General features: G+C 51.7%; 19 protein-coding genes. 5 read left to right on the top strand and 14 right to left on the bottom strand.

Annotated elements, in window-relative coordinates; all coding sequences use genetic code 11:
• Positions 1-204: 204 nt before the first annotated feature.
• From mtnC to mtnA, 4 genes are read right to left on the bottom strand one after another with little or no spacing between them, the layout of a single operon-like run.
• Positions 205-897 carry an acireductone synthase gene (gene mtnC / locus ABYP33_RS01015; RefSeq protein WP_373087307.1) on the bottom strand — a complete coding sequence of 231 codons (693 nt, stop codon included), beginning with the start codon at positions 895-897 and terminating at the stop codon, positions 205-207.
• Positions 898-915: 18 nt separating this feature from the next.
• Positions 916-1,467, bottom strand: coding sequence for an acireductone dioxygenase (locus ABYP33_RS01010; RefSeq protein ID WP_373087304.1), 552 nt, complete (start codon positions 1,465-1,467; stop codon positions 916-918).
• An 8-nt stretch (positions 1,468-1,475) separates the two neighbouring features.
• Entirely contained in the window at positions 1,476-2,099 is a 624-nt protein-coding gene (locus ABYP33_RS01005) for a methylthioribulose 1-phosphate dehydratase (protein ID WP_373087301.1), read from the bottom strand.
• A 19-nt stretch (positions 2,100-2,118) separates the two neighbouring features.
• Positions 2,119-3,171, bottom strand: a complete 1,053-nt coding sequence (gene mtnA, locus ABYP33_RS01000) for an S-methyl-5-thioribose-1-phosphate isomerase (RefSeq protein WP_373087298.1) — start codon at positions 3,169-3,171, stop codon at positions 2,119-2,121.
• Between the two features lie 107 nt (positions 3,172-3,278).
• Between mtnA and ABYP33_RS00995 the strand changes: the two genes are divergently transcribed.
• Positions 3,279-3,737, top strand: a complete 459-nt coding sequence (locus tag ABYP33_RS00995) for a DUF2489 domain-containing protein (protein ID WP_373087295.1) — start codon at positions 3,279-3,281, stop codon at positions 3,735-3,737.
• Here the strand turns inward: ABYP33_RS00995 and ABYP33_RS00990 are convergent.
• From ABYP33_RS00990 to ABYP33_RS00970, 5 genes are all read right to left on the bottom strand, one after another.
• On the bottom strand, positions 3,730-4,335 hold the full coding sequence (locus ABYP33_RS00990) for a TetR/AcrR family transcriptional regulator (protein ID WP_373087292.1): 606 nt from the start codon (positions 4,333-4,335) through the stop codon (positions 3,730-3,732). The two genes, ABYP33_RS00995 and ABYP33_RS00990, sit on opposite strands and share 8 nt — an antisense overlap.
• Before the next feature lie 39 nt (positions 4,336-4,374).
• Complete coding sequence (locus ABYP33_RS00985; protein ID WP_373087289.1) at positions 4,375-5,247, bottom strand: GIDE domain-containing protein; 873 nt, start codon at positions 5,245-5,247, stop codon at positions 4,375-4,377.
• A gap of 1 nt (position 5,248) precedes the next feature.
• Positions 5,249-5,821: a LemA family protein gene (locus ABYP33_RS00980; RefSeq protein ID WP_184464193.1), complete on the bottom strand. Its 573-nt coding sequence runs from the start codon at positions 5,819-5,821 to the stop codon at positions 5,249-5,251.
• Between the two features lie 39 nt (positions 5,822-5,860).
• On the bottom strand, positions 5,861-7,099 hold the full coding sequence (locus ABYP33_RS00975; protein ID WP_373087285.1) for a cytochrome P450: 1,239 nt from the start codon (positions 7,097-7,099) through the stop codon (positions 5,861-5,863).
• Positions 7,100-7,170: 71 nt separating this feature from the next.
• Complete coding sequence (locus ABYP33_RS00970) at positions 7,171-8,181, bottom strand: cysteine synthase A (protein WP_373087282.1); 1,011 nt, start codon at positions 8,179-8,181, stop codon at positions 7,171-7,173.
• 130 nt (positions 8,182-8,311) lie between these two features.
• Between ABYP33_RS00970 and ABYP33_RS00965 the strand changes: the two genes are divergently transcribed.
• The 3 genes from ABYP33_RS00965 to ABYP33_RS00955 all read left to right on the top strand — a co-directional run bounded on the left by ABYP33_RS00965 (position 8,312) and on the right by ABYP33_RS00955 (position 9,870).
• Positions 8,312-8,530 carry a hypothetical protein gene (locus ABYP33_RS00965; RefSeq protein WP_373087279.1) on the top strand — a complete coding sequence of 73 codons (219 nt, stop codon included), beginning with the start codon at positions 8,312-8,314 and terminating at the stop codon, positions 8,528-8,530.
• 93 nt (positions 8,531-8,623) lie between these two features.
• Positions 8,624-9,187 (top strand): sigma-70 family RNA polymerase sigma factor, encoded by a 564-nt coding sequence (locus ABYP33_RS00960; protein ID WP_373087276.1) that lies wholly within the window; start codon positions 8,624-8,626, stop codon positions 9,185-9,187.
• Positions 9,184-9,870, top strand: coding sequence for a ChrR family anti-sigma-E factor (locus ABYP33_RS00955; RefSeq protein ID WP_373087273.1), 687 nt, complete (start codon positions 9,184-9,186; stop codon positions 9,868-9,870). The genes ABYP33_RS00960 and ABYP33_RS00955 overlap by 4 nt, the downstream gene beginning before the upstream one ends.
• A 65-nt stretch (positions 9,871-9,935) precedes the next feature.
• On the opposite strand, the gene ABYP33_RS00950 is transcribed toward ABYP33_RS00955, so the two are convergent.
• The 4 genes from ABYP33_RS00950 to ABYP33_RS00935 form a co-directional block, all read right to left on the bottom strand.
• Entirely contained in the window at positions 9,936-12,470 is a 2,535-nt protein-coding gene (locus tag ABYP33_RS00950) for a TonB-dependent receptor (protein WP_373087270.1), read from the bottom strand.
• 981 nt (positions 12,471-13,451) lie between these two features.
• Entirely contained in the window at positions 13,452-14,342 is an 891-nt protein-coding gene (locus tag ABYP33_RS00945) for a diguanylate cyclase (protein WP_373087267.1), read from the bottom strand.
• A 6-nt stretch (positions 14,343-14,348) separates the two neighbouring features.
• Positions 14,349-14,684: an Hpt domain-containing protein gene (locus ABYP33_RS00940; protein WP_373087264.1), complete on the bottom strand. Its 336-nt coding sequence runs from the start codon at positions 14,682-14,684 to the stop codon at positions 14,349-14,351.
• 177 nt (positions 14,685-14,861) lie between these two features.
• On the bottom strand, positions 14,862-15,020 hold the full coding sequence (locus ABYP33_RS00935) for a hypothetical protein (protein WP_373087261.1): 159 nt from the start codon (positions 15,018-15,020) through the stop codon (positions 14,862-14,864).
• A gap of 226 nt (positions 15,021-15,246) precedes the next feature.
• On the opposite strand from ABYP33_RS00935, the gene ABYP33_RS00930 reads away from it, so the two are divergent.
• A complete protein-coding gene (locus ABYP33_RS00930) occupies positions 15,247-16,026 on the top strand; it encodes a sulfite exporter TauE/SafE family protein (protein ID WP_373087258.1) in 780 nt (259 codons plus the stop codon).
• On the opposite strand, the gene arfB is transcribed toward ABYP33_RS00930, so the two are convergent.
• Positions 16,023-16,445 (bottom strand): alternative ribosome rescue aminoacyl-tRNA hydrolase ArfB, encoded by a 423-nt coding sequence (gene arfB, locus ABYP33_RS00925; protein ID WP_373087255.1) that lies wholly within the window; start codon positions 16,443-16,445, stop codon positions 16,023-16,025. The genes ABYP33_RS00930 and arfB overlap by 4 nt on opposite strands.
• Between the last annotated feature and the right edge of the window lie 190 nt (positions 16,446-16,635).

The following is a 16,635-nucleotide window of genomic DNA, read 5'->3' as shown; positions in this document are numbered from 1 at the left end:
GAAGTCGTTCACGCTCACCCGTTAGATGCCGGATCAAGCCCGGCATGGCTGCTTCGCATTAACGCTCAGCCACTGAATTTTATTGTTTACTAGCAATAACGTCAGCGATCTTGCCACGCAATTCGCATTTTCTCGTCGTTTATTGGTTAGCGCTCACGTAATCAGCTGCCATATTTCTCTATTCGATCTGTTAAAACAGGTATTTTATCGGAGCGCCGATAATTCAATATCAGCAAAGCTGCGAACGCAGCGATGGTGGGGGTGGTGCTCAATTTCGGCCGCGTCTCTTTGTAGCCACGCAGTGTGCATGCCGATTTCCGCTGCGGCGTCTAGCTCTTCAACTATATCCGATAAAAAAAGAATTTCACTGGCTGGTTTGTCAATTGCTTTTTGAATTTTTTGGTAGGAATCGGCTTCGCGCTTGGCGCCGGTAACGGTGTCGAAATAGCCTTTGAATAAGCTGCTTAAATCGCCGCCTTCGTTAAATTCAAAAAACAGTTTTTGCGCGTAAACCGAACCTGAGGAGTAAACATACAGATCCAGGCCTTGCTGATGCCAAGCTTTTAGGGACGCTAATGCGTCCGCGTAAATATGGGCTTGGTAATCGCCGTTGCGGTAGCCATGTTCCCAGACTAAGCCCTGTAAGCTTTTAAGCGGAGTGACTTTTTTATCATCGCTAATCCAGCGCAAGAGTTGGGTGATGAGGGCGTCAATATCATCGGCGGCAATGCCCGCTAAGGCGGCAACGTCTTGTAATGCGCTATTTACTTTAGACTTAGTGTGATTGCTGCGAACAAACTCAGGCAAATTCTTTGCCGCATAAGGGAAGAGCACGTCATGCACAAAGTGAATTGAGCTGGTGGTGCCTTCGATGTCGGTAACAACGGTATTGATCACAGTTTATTCCCTTGGCTTTTAGTTTGTAGCGGCAATGCGTGAGTAGGCGTCGGCGATTGTGCTGCCGGTGTAATTAGCCACCCAGCCATCGGGGTTGTTAAAAAACCGAATGGCGACTAAGTCCGGCTCGGGGCCAAGATCAAACCAGTGTTGGGTGTTGGCGGGTACGCTTAGTAAATCGCCTTTTTCGCAGAGTATCTCAAATACTTTGTCGCCAATATGCAGGGCAAACAGGCCTTGGCCCTCAACAAAAAAGCGCACTTCATCTTCGCTGTGGGTATGCTCGTCTAAAAACTTTTGGCGCAAAACGCCTTTTTGGGGATTGTCACTGGCGATGCTGATCACGTCCACGGTTTGGTAGCCTTGTTCGCGTATCAAGCGTTCCACATCATCAGCATAAGCGGCTAAGACGGTGTCTTGGCTATCGCCAGCGCGAATATCGTCACGGGTTTGCCATTGCTCAAAACGAACGCCCTCGGCGCCGAGTAAGCGGCTAATCTCCTGTGGCGCAGTGCTGTGCACCAACGACTGGCTGCTGTCGGAATCGGCAAAAATAGTCAGTGTACTCATGGAGGCTCCTAACGGCTAAGGCGCATTCTTTCGAGTTCGCAGTGTAAAAGAAAATCGACGGCTTCTAAATTGCGCATACAAGCGTCTAAATCTTTGCCCCAGCAGTACACGCCGTGGCCGCGAATTAAATAAGCGGGGCAGCGGGGGTGCTCGGCTAGGTATTGATCGGCCTCTACCGCGAGGGCGTCGATATCTTGGGTGTTGGCAAAAATGGGGATGCTGACGCGGGTGGCGTGGGTGTCGACGTCATCAAAGGCTTTGAGCAGCTCGTAATTTTCTAACACCAGTTCAGGGCTGTTTGCCAATGCCATGGACAAAACCGTGGCTGCTGGGGAGTGGCAGTGCAGTACTGCGCCTATGTGGGCGAAGCGGGCATACAGTTGAGTGTGCAGGGCGGTTTCTGCCGAGGGCTTACCGCTGCTGATCGGCTTGGCGCGAAGGTCAACGGCAATGAAGTCGCTGGGGTTGAGGCGGCCCTTGTGATTGCCGGATGCAGTAACAATGGCCGACTCGGCATTGAGGCGACAAGAGAAGTTACCACTGGTGGCGGGCACCCAGCCTCGGCGGTAAAGCTCGTCACCAGCGGCGGCTAGCGCAATGGCCTGCTGGTAGAAGTATTTGCTGTCGATCATGGCGGCGTCCTTTCTTACTCTAGCTGTCAGCGGCGGCGCGCAAATGGGCCAGTACCTTGTCACGGTTGGGGGCATGAATAATGCCGTACTCGGTAACAATGGCGTCGATTAAGGTGGCGGGTGTTACGTCAAAGGCCGGATTGGCAATATTGCTATTTTCTGGCGCAATTCGCTGGCCAAAGCTGTGGCTTATTTCTTCGCCGGGGCGCTGCTCAATAGGGATTTGCTCACCGTCGATATGGGCGTCAAAGGTGCTGGTCGGCGCGGCAACCATAACTTTTACACCGTGGTATTTGGCGATAATGGCGAGGTTATAGGTGCCGATTTTATTGGCGGCATCGCCATTGGCGGCAACGCGGTCGGCGCCAACAATAATCCAGCTGGGCTTTTGTTCGCGCATAAGGTGCGCCGCGGCGCCCTCAATGGCTAAGGTTACTGGAATGCCGTCTTGCATTAGCTCCCAGCTGGTAAGCCTTGCGCCCTGTAGCCAGGGCCGGGTTTCTCCGGCAATCACACCACGAATATTGCCGTCGCGGTAGGCGGAGCGAATCACCCCCAGTGCTGTACCGTAGCCGCCAGTGGCCAAGGCACCGGCGTTGCAGTGGGTGTACACCACGCTGTGGGCGGGAATTAGGCTGGCGCCAAAATCGCCAATGCGTTGGTTGAGTTTAATATCTTCAGCGTGAATGTTTTCTGCCAGCGTGGTGAGTGCGCCCAGTACATTGCCGCCATTGCCTTGTTCTTCTATTACGCGGTCGCAGCGTTCCAGCGCCCAAAATAAATTAACGGCGGTGGGGCGGGAATTAGCCAAGGCGCTGCGCGCCGCGCTAAGTGCCTGACACCACGCGGCAACGCTGGCGGGCGTAGATGTGAGTTGCTGCGCAGCCAGTACCATGCCGTAGGCAGCGGTGATGCCAATTGCGGGGGCGCCGCGCACCACCATATTACGAATGGCCTCAGCCACCGCAAAGGGCTCGCTGTAGCTTAGGTACTCAATTCGAGCGGGAAGTATCCGTTGGTCAAGCAATTGCAATTGCTGTGTTGACCATTTAATGGCGCTGGGGCTAGTCACTGGCGGCCTCCGTTTTTACAGGGCGGCAATTATAAGCTTGCTCCTAGGTGTTTGGCCATGCGGATGTCAGAATGGTGTTTTGATAGCTGTTTTTAGCGGAGTTGTGAATGGGCGAATATGGAGTGTGGCTGATCGCTGCTACCTTAATAATTGTGGTGCTGATGGTGATTGCTGGGCGCTTGCTGTGGCAATTACGTGAACAGCGTCGGCGCGAACAGGCTGAGTGCTCGGGCTTTCAAAATGAGTTGGCGGTGCAGGGCGTGGCGGCACGAGAAGGGATTGCGATCCTTACGCGCAGCTATTTGGCTGGGCAGTTGGGCGCAAGTGAGTGCGCACTGCGGGTGGCCGTGTTGGCAGAGACGGCGGCGGTGGATTCGGCCTATAGCGCCGATATTGCGGTATTTAGTGATATGGCGGCTAGCTTGGCACATATTCCAACCCATGCAGATTGGAAGGCCTTAAGTGCTGAAGAACGCGCGACCTACAGTGCTGAAATGGGGTTGTTGGAGGCCCGTTATCTCGATAGTCTGCAGCGCGCTGCCGAGCATTTGAGCAAGATTACTTGAGGACATTTTGATGCTGCATCAGGTGATTTAAGCCACTAACCATATTTTGCTGGAATTTTAATTGAGCTTCGAGCTGTTCAGGTTGTAGGGGGTCGACGCCAAAAATAGAGCGGTGTAGTGGCGCTAGGGTGACGTAACCCAAAATCATGCAGTGGAAGGCCATGGCGGTGGGAACGTTGATCCAGTCTTTGTCGGGGTTTTTGGCTGGGTCGCTAATTGAGGAGAAAAATTTGCGGTACCAGCGGTCGCTCAGTAAGTCTAGCGTTTCGTCGCGGGCGAGGGTGGCGTGCTGGACGATACGCGCGGTATTAGGGGTTGTGGCCAACAGGGATAGCACTTGATAGATCTGCTGGCTGGTGTCAGCAAAATCGGCATTGGCGGCCATGCCTCTTGTGGCCTCTGCCAAGGGGGTAAATAGCCGGTGGCAAACCTGCTCGTAAATCGCAAATTTATTGCTGAAATGTTTATAAATACCTGGGCTGCTAATGCCAACTTGGGCGGCAATCTCGCTTACTGAGGTCGCAGCAAAGCCCTGTTGGGCAAACAGGCCTTCGGCAACATTGAGTATGCGTTCCTTGGTATTGCGGCGGGTAGCCATTGTGTAATCCTTCTTCTTCAATTTTATCGGTATCGCTTATTACTGGGTGATTAACCACATAAACGCGACTGCGCTGCCTAAACTGGCTACTAGCAAGAAAAAAGCCTGCCAGCGGAAGCGTTTACTCAGCGAATCGGGTTCTGAGCTAGCAATCATATAGGGTTGTCGACGACTGGGCGAGTAGCTGATGGTATGTACTGGGGGCGGCGGCGTTTGATTGCGGTATTGGCGCTGGGCTTTGCGCAGGGCTTCGGCGCGTACTAAGTCCCATTCTTGCAGGTCAATTTCACCGTCGCCGTTACGGTCAAAGCGGGCGACGAGCTGGTCGTAATCCCGTTTCCAATCATTGAGTATCGTTGCCATCGCTTTTTCTTGTAGCTCACTGGCGCTGGGCGGGTGCCGAGTTTGAAATTGGCCAATGATATAGAGTAAATCGTCAGCGCAGAGTATTTCTTCCGTATAACGATAGCGACTGCCAAATAGGCTGTGCATACTCACAGTGCTATTGGGGTGGCGTTCACTGCCCTTCCATACCTTTTTGCGCAGGGTGCTCACCTCGGCGCGATCGGGGTAAACAATACAGTCGCCGGTACCGTCATTGAGTATAAATGGCTGCTCGCTGGTTTTGCGTTCGACACTGCGCCAATGGCTATTTTTGCCTGAGGATTCGTAGCGCTCAATGTTGTAGCGGTACCACAGGCAGGGCGTTTGGCTTAAGCCACTGAGTAGCAATTCTGCGGCGCCGGCTTTGGCAAAGCCGATGAGCTCAACATAGCCCTGGTGCGCAGAGCGAATTTTAGAGGTTGGGGTATCTTCAATAATGCGGGCGGAGTGCAGGCGGCTGAGGCTGCCATAGGCGCAGCCTAGGGCAATGGCGGCGCTGATTCCTAGGCTGAGATAATCCGCCGACATATTAATTAAACAAAGATTTTATATCGACGTCCTGTACTTCACTTTTGGCAAACTTCAGCAGATCGAAGGCGTGAAAGCGAAACCAGCGGGCGATGATGACGTCGGGAAACTGTTCAATACGCACATTGTTGTTGTTCACCGCTTCGTTATAGACCTCACGCCGATCGGCAATGGCATTTTCTAATTCTGAAATGCGATTTTGCAAGGCGGCAAAACTACTGTCGGCTTTTAGCTCGGGGTAGTTTTCCGCCAGTGCAAATAGTTGACCGGTTGATGCGCGCAAGTTTGTTTCAGCCTGCCCCAGGGCAATCATGTCGTGGTTGGACTGGGCAACAGACACCTGCTGGCGCGCGGTAATGACCTTGCTGAGGGTTTCTTGCTCGTGCTTCATATACTGTTTGCAGGTTTCGATGAGCTTGGGGAGCTCGTCGTGGCGCTGCTTGAGCAGTACGTCAATATTGGCAAGGTGCTTGCTCACGGCGTGTTTTAAACTGACCAGGCCGTTATAGAGCATGACCAAATAAAAAATACTAAATAGGACGACAGCGAGGCTGATAATAAGACCGATTTCCATGTCCTTGTTCCTTTGTGAATAAATATAAGTTTGGGAGCCTTAGTGGCCGGCTTCGAAGCGAATGGGCATTTTTTTTATGCCGTTTACAAAATACGAGCGGATATACTCCAGCTCGCCATTGGCCCGGGGTTTGCGCAATCGGGGGATGATCTCCTCGAACATAACGAGTAGCTCTAACCGCGCGAGGTGGGAGCCAATGCAAAAGTGCTGTCCTATGCCAAATGAACGTACTTGCTGAGCCAGCTTGGGCATGCGCTCGGCACGGCGAACATCAAATTGCATGGCGTCGTCACCAAATACCGCTTCATCGTGATTGACGGCGTGATAGTGCAGAATGACTTTGTCACCGGCTTTGATCGCTTGGCCACCGAGCTCAATATCTTGGGTCGCGGTGCGGCGCATTTGTATAAACGCGGTGTTGAACCGCAGTATTTCGTCGATTGCGGCGGGTATTTTTGCGGGATTGTCGACTAAGTACTGGAGCTGCTCGGGATGCTCCATTAAAAGACGCATACCGTGGGAAATTACGGTGCGGGTAGATTCATTGCCGCCGACCAAGATAAGAATAAACATCCAGGCAAAGTCTTCTTCTGATATGCCCTCGCCGTCGACTTCACCATCGAGCAAGGCGCCCGTTATATTGTTCATGGGCTCGCTGCGATGTTTTGCGGCCAGCTGCAATGCGTAGTTAATACAGTCGCCTGCGGCAATCTGGCCGTCTAGCTCGCTGGTTGCCATGTCGGGGTCGTCAGCGAAGATCATGGTGTTGGTCCAGTCGAAAAACTGCTTGCGGTCGCTAAGCGGCACCCCTAAAAGCTCTAGTATGGCTATGAGCGGCAGTTCCGCTGCGACCTCTTCGACAAACTCGCACTCGCCGCGGGCCACGACATTATCCAAAATGCGCTTAGCGTGGGCGCGAAAGGCCGGCTCATAGGAGTCGACTCGCTTTGGCGTAAACGCCTCGCGCACAATGCGCCGGACTTTCTGGTGGCGCGGTGGGTCCATATTGATAATGGTGTGGCTGAAAATTAAATCCACCATGTCCTGAGGGTGCTCCATTGGGAAGGAGCTGCGCAGCGCCGATGAAAACAGCGCAGGGTTTTTAGAGACATAATCGAGTTCTCGCTGGCCCACTACCGCCCAGTAAGGCACGCCGGTCAGCGGGTCGTCCATTTTAACCACCGGCCCCGCTTGGCGAAGTTTTTGGAGTGCCTCGTAGGGCATACCTTGCGCATAGGTATCAGGGTCTAGCAGGTTGGCAAAAGGGCATTCCGGCATAGTGTGTTCTCTTATTGAGCTTGTTATTCAGGTATGTCGTCAGTGGCTTGAGGGGTGATGGCTAAGCGCGTTTAATTGCGTGTCCAGTCTGGCGCCGGTAGGCCCATGTTTTCTAAAAATACGGGGTTAAACAATTTGCTCTTATAGCGATCGCCGTAGTCGCACAGTATGGTCACAATGGTGTGGCCGGGGCCGAGTTTGCGGGCCAGCTGCACCGCGCCGGCAATATTAATGGCTGAGGAGCCTCCTAGGCAGAGACCTTCGTGACGAAGCATGTCAAAGATATAGGGCAGGGCTTCGGCATCGCTGATTTCAAAGGCTTGGTCGATACTGGCTAAACGTAAATTATCTGTGACCAAACTTATGCCAATGCCCTCGGTGATTGATCTACCCTCACCGCGCAATTCGCCATTGGTGAAATAATTATAAAGTGAAGAGCCTTTGGGGTCGGCTAAACCAATTGTGATCTGGGGCTTGTGGGCTTTGAGGGCGCGACTGACCCCGGCCAAGGTGCCGCCGGTTCCTACAGCACAAATAAAGCCGTCGATGTTGCCACCGGTTTGCTGCCAAATTTCCTGGCCAGTTGTGCGTTCATGGATGTCGGTATTGGCGGTATTGTCAAATTGCCGAGCCCAAATTGCCCCGCTAGGCTCAGATTCATTTAAACTTTCGGCCAATCGTCGGGCTGTGTGGATATAATGATTAGGGTCGCTGTAGCTCGTGGCGGTGACTAGGCGCAGGTCGGCACCGTATAAATCCAGTAATTCGATTTTTTCTCGGCTCTGGCTTTGGGGCATTACCACCACACTGCGGTAGCCTAGGGCGTTGGCGATGAGGGTTAGGCCAATCCCGGTGTTGCCAGCAGTGCCCTCGACGATAGTGCCACCCGGGCGCAGCGTGCCCTTGGCTTCAGCGTCGCGAATTATGCCCAATGCGGTGCGATCTTTCACGGAGCCGCCGGGATTGAGAAACTCTGCTTTGCCTAAAATGGTACAGCCGGTCAGTTCTGATACCTGTTTGAGGTGGATCAGTGGGGTATTACCGATAAGCTCGGGCATTGACTTAAAAGTGGGCAAAGACATGATTTACTCCATTATTTACAGTCCTAATGGTATAGGTGAGGGGCTGAGGCGGCAATGCTAATTATAAAATGGCGCTATGCTGAGTTAATGAGCAATACTTAGAATTACAATAAGCTGTATGGGAAGGCATATGCTGAAAAGTACTTTGCGGCTACTGGTTTGCTTGGTGTTCTTTTTCGGTGGGATAGGCCATTTTCTGCTGGCTGCGGATTTTGCCGGTATCGTGCCGCCAACTTGCCGCTGTTTACGGCCTGCCAATATCGATCAAGTGCTCAGCGATATTCCTATTTTTGGTGGGCCGGTGGCACCGGAGCTATTGTGGTTGCGTATTCCGCTGCAGTTCTTTTGATCGCGGCCATTCTGTGGTCTACCGATGATAATTCATAAACCTTGATCTAAGCGCCCACTGGCGACGTACAACTGCATAACGAGGGGTTGATAAATGGCAGAACTTGCCGTCGAGCAAGCGCGCAATGGCGAATTTTGGGCCGACTGTGTAGAGCGTATTGCGCAAGAGCGTGATAAGCACAGTTTCGTGCAGTTGTTCGATTATTTTTCGCCGAGGGTGAATGCCTACTTGCTCGGGCAGGGCGCGGAGCCTGCGGTGGCTGAAGACTTAAGCCAAGAGGCCCTGCTAGCGCTGTGGAATAAAGCGCATTTGTATTCTCGGGAGAAAGCGGCGGTCAGTACCTGGTTGTTCCGTGTCGCCAGAAATCTGTGGATTGATCGCTTGCGTAAGCAGCGCGGTATTGCTTATGAGTTGGATGAAAACTTAGCTGAGACGGTGGATGATGAAGCGCGCTTGAATGCTGATGGCGAGCGTTTAAAGGCGGTACTAGGCACCTTGCCGCAGAGTCAAGCGCAAGTGGTTTACAAGTCTTATTACGAGGGCAAGAGCCACAGTGAGATTGCCGGTGAAACCGGAATGCCTTTAGGTAGCGTTAAATCAAGTTTGCGGCTGGCCATAAAAGCTTTTCGTCAGCATTTTGGAGAAGATAGCGTATGAGCCGTATTGAGCATCACCCGAATCAAGAAACCCTGCTTAGTTATGCGGCGGGGGCATTGCCTGCTGGCTTGGCCATAGTGGTTGGCTGCCATCTGCAGTATTGTCCTGAGTGTCGGGTCAGCGTGAATGCCGGCGAAGTGCTGGGCGCAGGCTTGATGGTGGCGTTGACGCCGAAGGCTCTTTCCGCAAGGGCAAGAGCACGTGTTCTCGAGCAGTTAGATACGGATTTAAGTGAGAGTAAGCATGCTGTGAAGGTCAGTGGGGGCGCGGACGAGACTAAGCTGAGTGGGGCCGGTCCGGAGGCGATTCCTCGGTTATTACACCGGTTTCTGCAGGAAGATAGTTTTGATGCATTACCTTGGAAGCAGACCATTGCGCCAGGTTTAAAGCAGATTATGCTTAGCTGTGATGAAGGCGATGTGCGCTTACTGAGGATTGCCGCAGGTAAAAGAATGCCTGTACACAGTCATCGTGGCAGTGAATTGACCATGATCTTGCGCGGTGGCTACAGTGACAGCGTAGGTAAGTTTAATGCTGGTGATGTCGCTGATCTGGATGCGAGTGTTGAGCATCAGCCCGTTGCTGACCGTGATGAAGACTGTATTTGCCTTGCTGGTATGGATGCGCCCTTGGCGTTTCGGGGGTGGTTAGCACGGCTAATACAGCCGATTGTCGGTATGTGATATTCTTGCTCAGTAACAAAAAGGGCAACCTAGGCTGCCCTTTTTGTTACTGAGCGCTTGGATGATTAATATTCGTAAATCAAGTCAACGCCATAGCTGCGAGGGTCGCCCCAAATGACGGTGCGGTCACTGTGGGGAAGGTTGTCGATGGCGGTAATTTCAAATTCTTCGTCGGCTAGGTTTTTGCCCCAAATACCGATATTGAACTTACCGTAGGTGCCCATGGGTATTTCACTCAAGCTTAGGCGACCATTGACTAAGCCGTAATCACTGATAAACGTGTTGGGGGCGTTGTAGGCCCGCGACCCCCCGTTGCGGTTATCCATGAAGTTATAGCTTATGTTCACTGCCACCGTGCCCCAGGTTATATTGGCAATAGTCCAATCTGCTGCGACGGTGTAGGAGTTTTTAGGTGCTGAGTAGAACACAAAGCTGTCGGAAAGGTCATTGCCAAATTCGTCTTTGGCCTTGGTTACCTCGGCGTCCAGATACGCGTAGTTAAACATTAGCATCAGGTTTTCAGTGGGTAAGTAGGTGATGTCGGCTTCTAAACCGCGCATGGTCGCTTCACCAGCGTTAGTTACCTTGGTGTCGGCAATGGTGCCAGACAAAATAAAGTTAAGCTGCATTTCGGTGTACTCACTAGTGAATACGTTGGCGTTTACCCGCAGGCGACGGTCGAGTAACTCGCTTTTTATGCCGAGCTCGATAGAGGCAACATGCTCTTCATCAAAGCCGTCGGCAAAACCGAAGCCATAGACATTACCATCGGGGGCCGGTGTGGCCGTGTCGTCGCCTTTACCCGGTGTGCCGGGTGCTTCGCCGGTGGCGCCGCGCTGTGGGTCGCGGGTGTTGAAACCGCCTGATTTATACGCTTGCACAAACTTGCCGTAGATATTGATGTCGTCGGTAACATCAAATTCGGCAATAAAGCTAAAGGACGAGTCGTCAAAGTCTTTTTGGGCTTGAACGTTATTGAAGGCGCGATCACCCGGTACTAAAAAGCCGCCCTGCTCGAGAATTGGCGCCAAGGTGCCAAGGTTCTCCATGTCGATTGCCATATCTAAAGAGCGGATTTCGACATAGGTTTTATCGGTTTGATTTTTTAGGGCCTCGCGCTCGTCTTGGGAATAGCGTGCGCCAAAGGTTAGGTGCATGCGCTTGTCGAGCATACGGGGTGTCCAGGTGAACTGGCCGTAAGCGGCGATGGCGGTGTTCTTAATGTCGTAGCGCTGGGAGAGCATGTTTACCAGGTGCACGTCACCACTGTCTAATAATACTGAGCCTAGTGCTGCGCCCAGTGCCGGAATGGGAATAACGCCATCACTGATTTCAGAGCTGAACTGATGGTGGAGTGGACTATTGTTTTCGGTGGCTTCTTCTTCGAAATAATACGCTCCCGTAATGTAGTCGATACTGCCATTGAGTGCCGAGCCGCTAAATTGGAACTCGTGGGAAAATTGCTCTTGGTTGATTTGCGGTACCACGAGCGGCAGGCAATCTTCGCCGGTTTGCGCCTGGACTGCGGGGCCACAATAGGCGTGGGAGTCGGTACGGTAGTTTTCGGAGCCAATACCACCGCCGAGGTCCGCGTAAGCGGCGTCATAGAGCTCTCGATAGGCGCCAATGTATTTAAGTTGGGCGTTCTCAAGGGTTTTGGTGATGATTAATGAGTGGCCTTCAATTTTGGTGGCCGAGGTTTCCAGTGGTCTGGCAGTAGCCATGTCGTTGAAGCGATTTTCACTGTGCTTGGACTGGGTAACGGCGTATTCCCGAACCGGCTCGGCCTGCCCCTTGTTTTGTACCCCAGGGCGGATCGATTGGTACATATAGTTATAATATTCGTAATCTGAGTTGTCGTAGGCGTAATCGAGGGTAAGGCTGTCGCTGATGTCCCAGCGCAGGTCAATGCGGTAGCCTTCAACTTGCTTGTCGCCGAAATCGCCACCTGGCCCTGTGTTCTCAATAAAGCCGTCCATGCGGGTGTTTAAATACGCGACCTTGGCGGCAAGGGTGTCGCCAAGCGGGATGTTGGCGGAGGTTTTTGCTGTGAAGAGATTGCGATTACCCGCCGTAAATTTTTGTTTCAACTCAAACTCTTCCACACTTGGGCGTTTGGTAATTAAGTTGATCGCACCCCCTGTGGTATTGCGCCCGTAGAGTGTGCCCTGAGGGCCGCGGAGGACTTCTATGCGTTGTAGCTCGGCAACGTCCAAGGCGGTGCCGGTTGAGCGGGCGATATAAACGCCGTCGACATAAATGCCAACCGGCGGGTCTTGGGTAACTTGCACATCAGAAATGCCCACGCCACGAATAAAGATGCGCAGCGTCGCGTTGTTGATGGGGAAGGGCTCAATAGTCAGGCTGGGTACTTTGGAGCCAATATCCCCCAGGCTACTAATGCCGTCAATTTCGAGGCGCTCCTCACCAAAGGCAGTGAGTGAGATTGGTGTGTCTTGCAATGATTCGGCCTTTTTTTGCGCTGTAACGATAACTTCTTCTAGTGCAAAGCCAGATTTTTTTGCTTCGGCGATACTGTGACAGCTAAAAACTGTTGTCAGCGCGCAAAGCCCTGCAGCATAGGGGGAAATTTTATTCACGTAGTCGCTCCGTTTCGGATCGTTATTGTTATTTAAGCTTACTAAGTTAAAGCATATTAACCTGAAGATTACAATCAGCCTCTTTTGGGATGGTGAGGCGTTGGTTCTGACGCTGCGCTATGTTGTCGAGTTTGTAGTGGTTTTTGGTAACATGGAGTTAATTAAATTTTTGTAATTATTCCTTTTTGTATGATTTATTTATCTGTTATATCTGCATAAATTTGGTTTTAGCTGGATTTTATTGCTGTTTTGCGTATATTTTTCGAGTATATCCCCCGTAATTATCAGTATATGATGTAATTAAATTATAGCCAGCACGGCGTGGCAGACATACAAAAGTCGCTTTCTTGGCCTTCGGTTTGCGCAAGCCGGTTGGCGATTAATCAATAAACACGGGGGTTTATTGTTAAGCCGCAGTGACTGCCGTTGATTGCGATGTGGGCGGCGACAGCCACGCTGCATTAGCGACCAGGCTGCTGTACCTCGAGGGTCGCCGTGCGGTGTGCCGAGAGTGATGACCTGACCAATGCGCTCGGGACATTCTTGTGCGAGTTGGTCTACGTACAGTCTGCTAAGACGTCGGCCGATTAAGCTTATTTTACGGTCGTATTCGCCATAAAGTTGTTCTACTTTGCAGTGTAGCTCGGCGAGCAATTATTGTCGGAACGTCAATGCATCAGTAATGCTGCATAGGTGATAAGTTGTCATGTGACGGCTGCAGTCCTAGATTTTGCTGGCCAAATTTTGATTTATTAGCCAATTTCGCAGTAACAAAGTGCTGTCGCCGCCAAGGCCTGGAATAATCAAGATTGGGTGATTGCCGCCTTTGGCAGCAATGCGCAGTAGTGCGTGACCTTCAATCGCTGCGCGGCGGTAGCTCGCTGAGCGAGTGTCTTAGCTCGGGTGGTGTGGGCATGCTTTTGGGTATGACTGTATTGAACAGGCTTAAGGTGAAATTGTTATTATTCGTTTCAGTGTTGATTAGTCGGCGCAGATAATCCGGTTTCGGCCAGATTGTTTGGCGGTGTACAGTGCTTTGTCGGCGCGCTCAAAAAAGGTGTTTTTGTTTATATCCCGGCTGCGATCAAATTGCGCTATCCCGATGCTAACCGTGAGGTCGATCTTTGCGCCATCATTAATTACGGTGGGTTGAAACTGAATGGCAGACCTGACGCGTTCTGCCACACCCCAGGCCTCGTTTTCGTCGGTTGCAGGTAAGAGAATGACAAACTCTTCACCGCCATAGCGACCTACCTGGTCGTATTCACGAAGATTGGTGTTTAGAATGCTAACTACGTGTCTGAGTGCCAGGTCGCCAGCGGCGTGACCGTAGGTGTCATTCACTACTTTAAAGTGGTCAATATCTAATACCATAAGTGAAAAGGCGCTGCGCTTGCGGGTCGACTCGGCGATGCTATTGGTAAATAGCTCGTCGATCATTCGGCGATTCCAGCACTGGGTGAGGGCGTCCCTGGAGGCCAGTTGGTTTAGGGTTTGCTCTAGGCGGACAATTCGGCTGCCTGCCGCGATGCGTACTTTTAGCACGCGGTGATCGAAGGGCTTACTTAAAAAATCGTCGGCGCCTGCTTCCATGGCTTCAATAATGGCTTCGTTGCCCTCTTTGCCGGTTAGCATCAGAATATAAAAAAACTGCCCATCTTCACGTTTGCGGATGGTTTTACACAGTTCTGGGCCGCTCATGCCGGGCATTGACCAATCAAAGATGAGCAAATGCGGGGCGTTATCCATTTCAAGCTTTTTAAGGGCTTGTTCGCCGTTTTCGGCAAGGATCGGCACAAAGCCCCACTCTTCTAGTGCAGCGCTTAGTGCGAGCCGGGTCACTGCGTCATCGTCGACTATCAGCACATCCATAGAGGGTTATAGTCCTGCCATTTGCTTTAATTCTATGATTAGCATGTCTAGCTTGTCTTTTGCAGTGAGCCAGTCGGTTTGCCATTGTGTTGCATCAAGGTCTAGTGCCCGCGCTTCTAATGCGCCCACCTCTTGATAATAGCTTGAACTGGCGAAATTGCCGAGCGCACTCTTGAGACGGTGAACAGCATTAGATAATGCTTTTTTGTCGCCTTGGCTAAAAGAAAGCTCAATACTATCAATCATATCAGGAAGTTCGCTAAGAAACAGTTGCGCGAGTGTCTTAATAAGTGCGGTTTTGTTCCGGGTGATGTCCTGAACGCGCTGAGGATCCAGTATCATATCGTCCTTGGGTTAAAGCGGATTATCTCTGCATAATGCCCGATACTGCTTGGGTATTCACGGCTTTTTAGCTACCTAACGAGCACTTTAGGCGATTTTGTTTAGGCTGCTTTCTTGCGGTGGTGAGCGGGTATGCGAAGTATTGAGGCGAGCGCAGGGATGGTTGCCACTCACTGCTTATTGGCTTAGGGCTGTTGTGGCAAGCACCAAGGCCACACAAAGGGCAATAATTGGCAGTGCGCCCAAGCTTATCTGGGCTGACGCGCCGCTGATCACAACGAGAATGATATTGCCAATTAAGGGAATGCTAAGGGTAATATTGTTTGAGTTTGCCATGAGGCCTCCTAGCCCACGTTAGTTGTAGCTCGGTGTTAAGCTAAACCGAGTCCATGTGAAATAGTATAAAGCGGGCGCTAAAATAGGCGATTCGAACTTATACTTAGGTAATTCTTCATATATTGCCGCCCAAGTTTGGTATGTCGTCGCCATATTGAGCGACTTGGTCGCCATTAGCTTAGCTTTCAAATAATTCAATGGTGGATGGCTTTTTGGAGTTGTACGAGTGATTGGTATTGATTCTTTGGCGGCAATGAACCCGTGGTTTATCTTGCTGTTGCTAACTGTTGGCCTGGTTGCTGGGGTGATCAATACCTTGGCCGGTGGCGGGTCAAACCTGACTTTGCCCGCCTTAATGGTGATGGGGCTGCCTGCAGATGTCGCCAATGCCACTAATCGCGTTGGTGTGTTGATGCAGTCGCTGACTGGGGTGCGTGATTTTGATCGCCATGGCCAATTGCCCCGGGCAGATCTGTGGTCTGTGCTACGGCCTACTTTAATGGGTTCGGTGTTCGGTGCGATTGCGGCAGCTTATATACCAGTAGACTATCTAAAGCCGATTTTGCTGTTTGCCATGGTGAGTATGGCGCTCATTATTTTGGTGAGGCCCGTAGTGATAGCGCCACCGCTGGGAACGCCAGTGAAGCACGTTAAAGATTGCCCCGAGGCCTTTTGGGCCTTGTTTGCGGCAGGGGTCTACGGCGGCTTTGTGCAGGCGGGTGTTGGTTTTGTATTAATAGGGGCCTTGGCAGGTACTCTGCGATATGACCTTGTCAGGACGCATGCCCTGAAAATGCTGTGTACAGCTGCACTGACCGTGGCGGCGTTGGCGGTATTTATATGGCAAGATCTCGTGGCGTGGTTGCCGGGGCTGGTTCTTGGCCTTGGTTCAATACTGGGTGCAAAAGTGGGTGTTCGTCTGGCGCTAAAGGCGAGTCAGCGCAGCTTGAAATGGTTTTTGTTTGTGATGACGGTGGTGGCAAGTGGCTTTGCGATGGTGAGTTAATCGTCAATCCGGCCGCGCAGCGATTTGATTTTACCGCGTTGCGTTTTACTGTCCATACGGCGGCGTTGCGAGCCCTTGGTAGGCTTGGTGGGGCGGCGGGGGGGTAAAGTTTTAACAGATTCTATAATGAACTCGCGCAGACGCTGCAGCGCGTCATCTCGATTCTTTTCCTGGGTGCGAAATTGTTGGGCCTTGATGACAATAATGCCGTCTTTGGTGATGCGTTGATCATTTCTATTCAGGAGGCGTTGCTTGTAATAGTCGGGCAGTGATGAGGCCTTGATATCAAAACGCAAGTGGATGGCAGAGGACACTTTGTTGACGTTCTGACCACCGGCACCTTGGGCGCGGATGGCGCTTAGTTCAACTTCATCGTCGGGCAGGGTGAGTGCGGCTGATATTTCAAACACAGTGAACATTCTCTATCTAAAGGACGCTAGTCTATCAGTTTGCTTGTGAGACTGGAAAACGCGCATAAAGGGCAAGGCGGGCGCTATTTTTTTTGAGGTTCCCCCGCAGGCCCGCCTCAGTTACAATGTTGCTTATTCTAATTTGGTGTGATGAGTTTACGAAAATGGTGCATAAGGCCCGCATAACACTGCTGTGTGA

The organism is Zhongshania sp. (genome assembly GCF_041584495.1).
Lineage (GTDB): Bacteria > Pseudomonadota > Gammaproteobacteria > Pseudomonadales > Spongiibacteraceae > Spongiibacter.
This window is presented reverse-complemented; position numbering and strand designations above follow the sequence as displayed.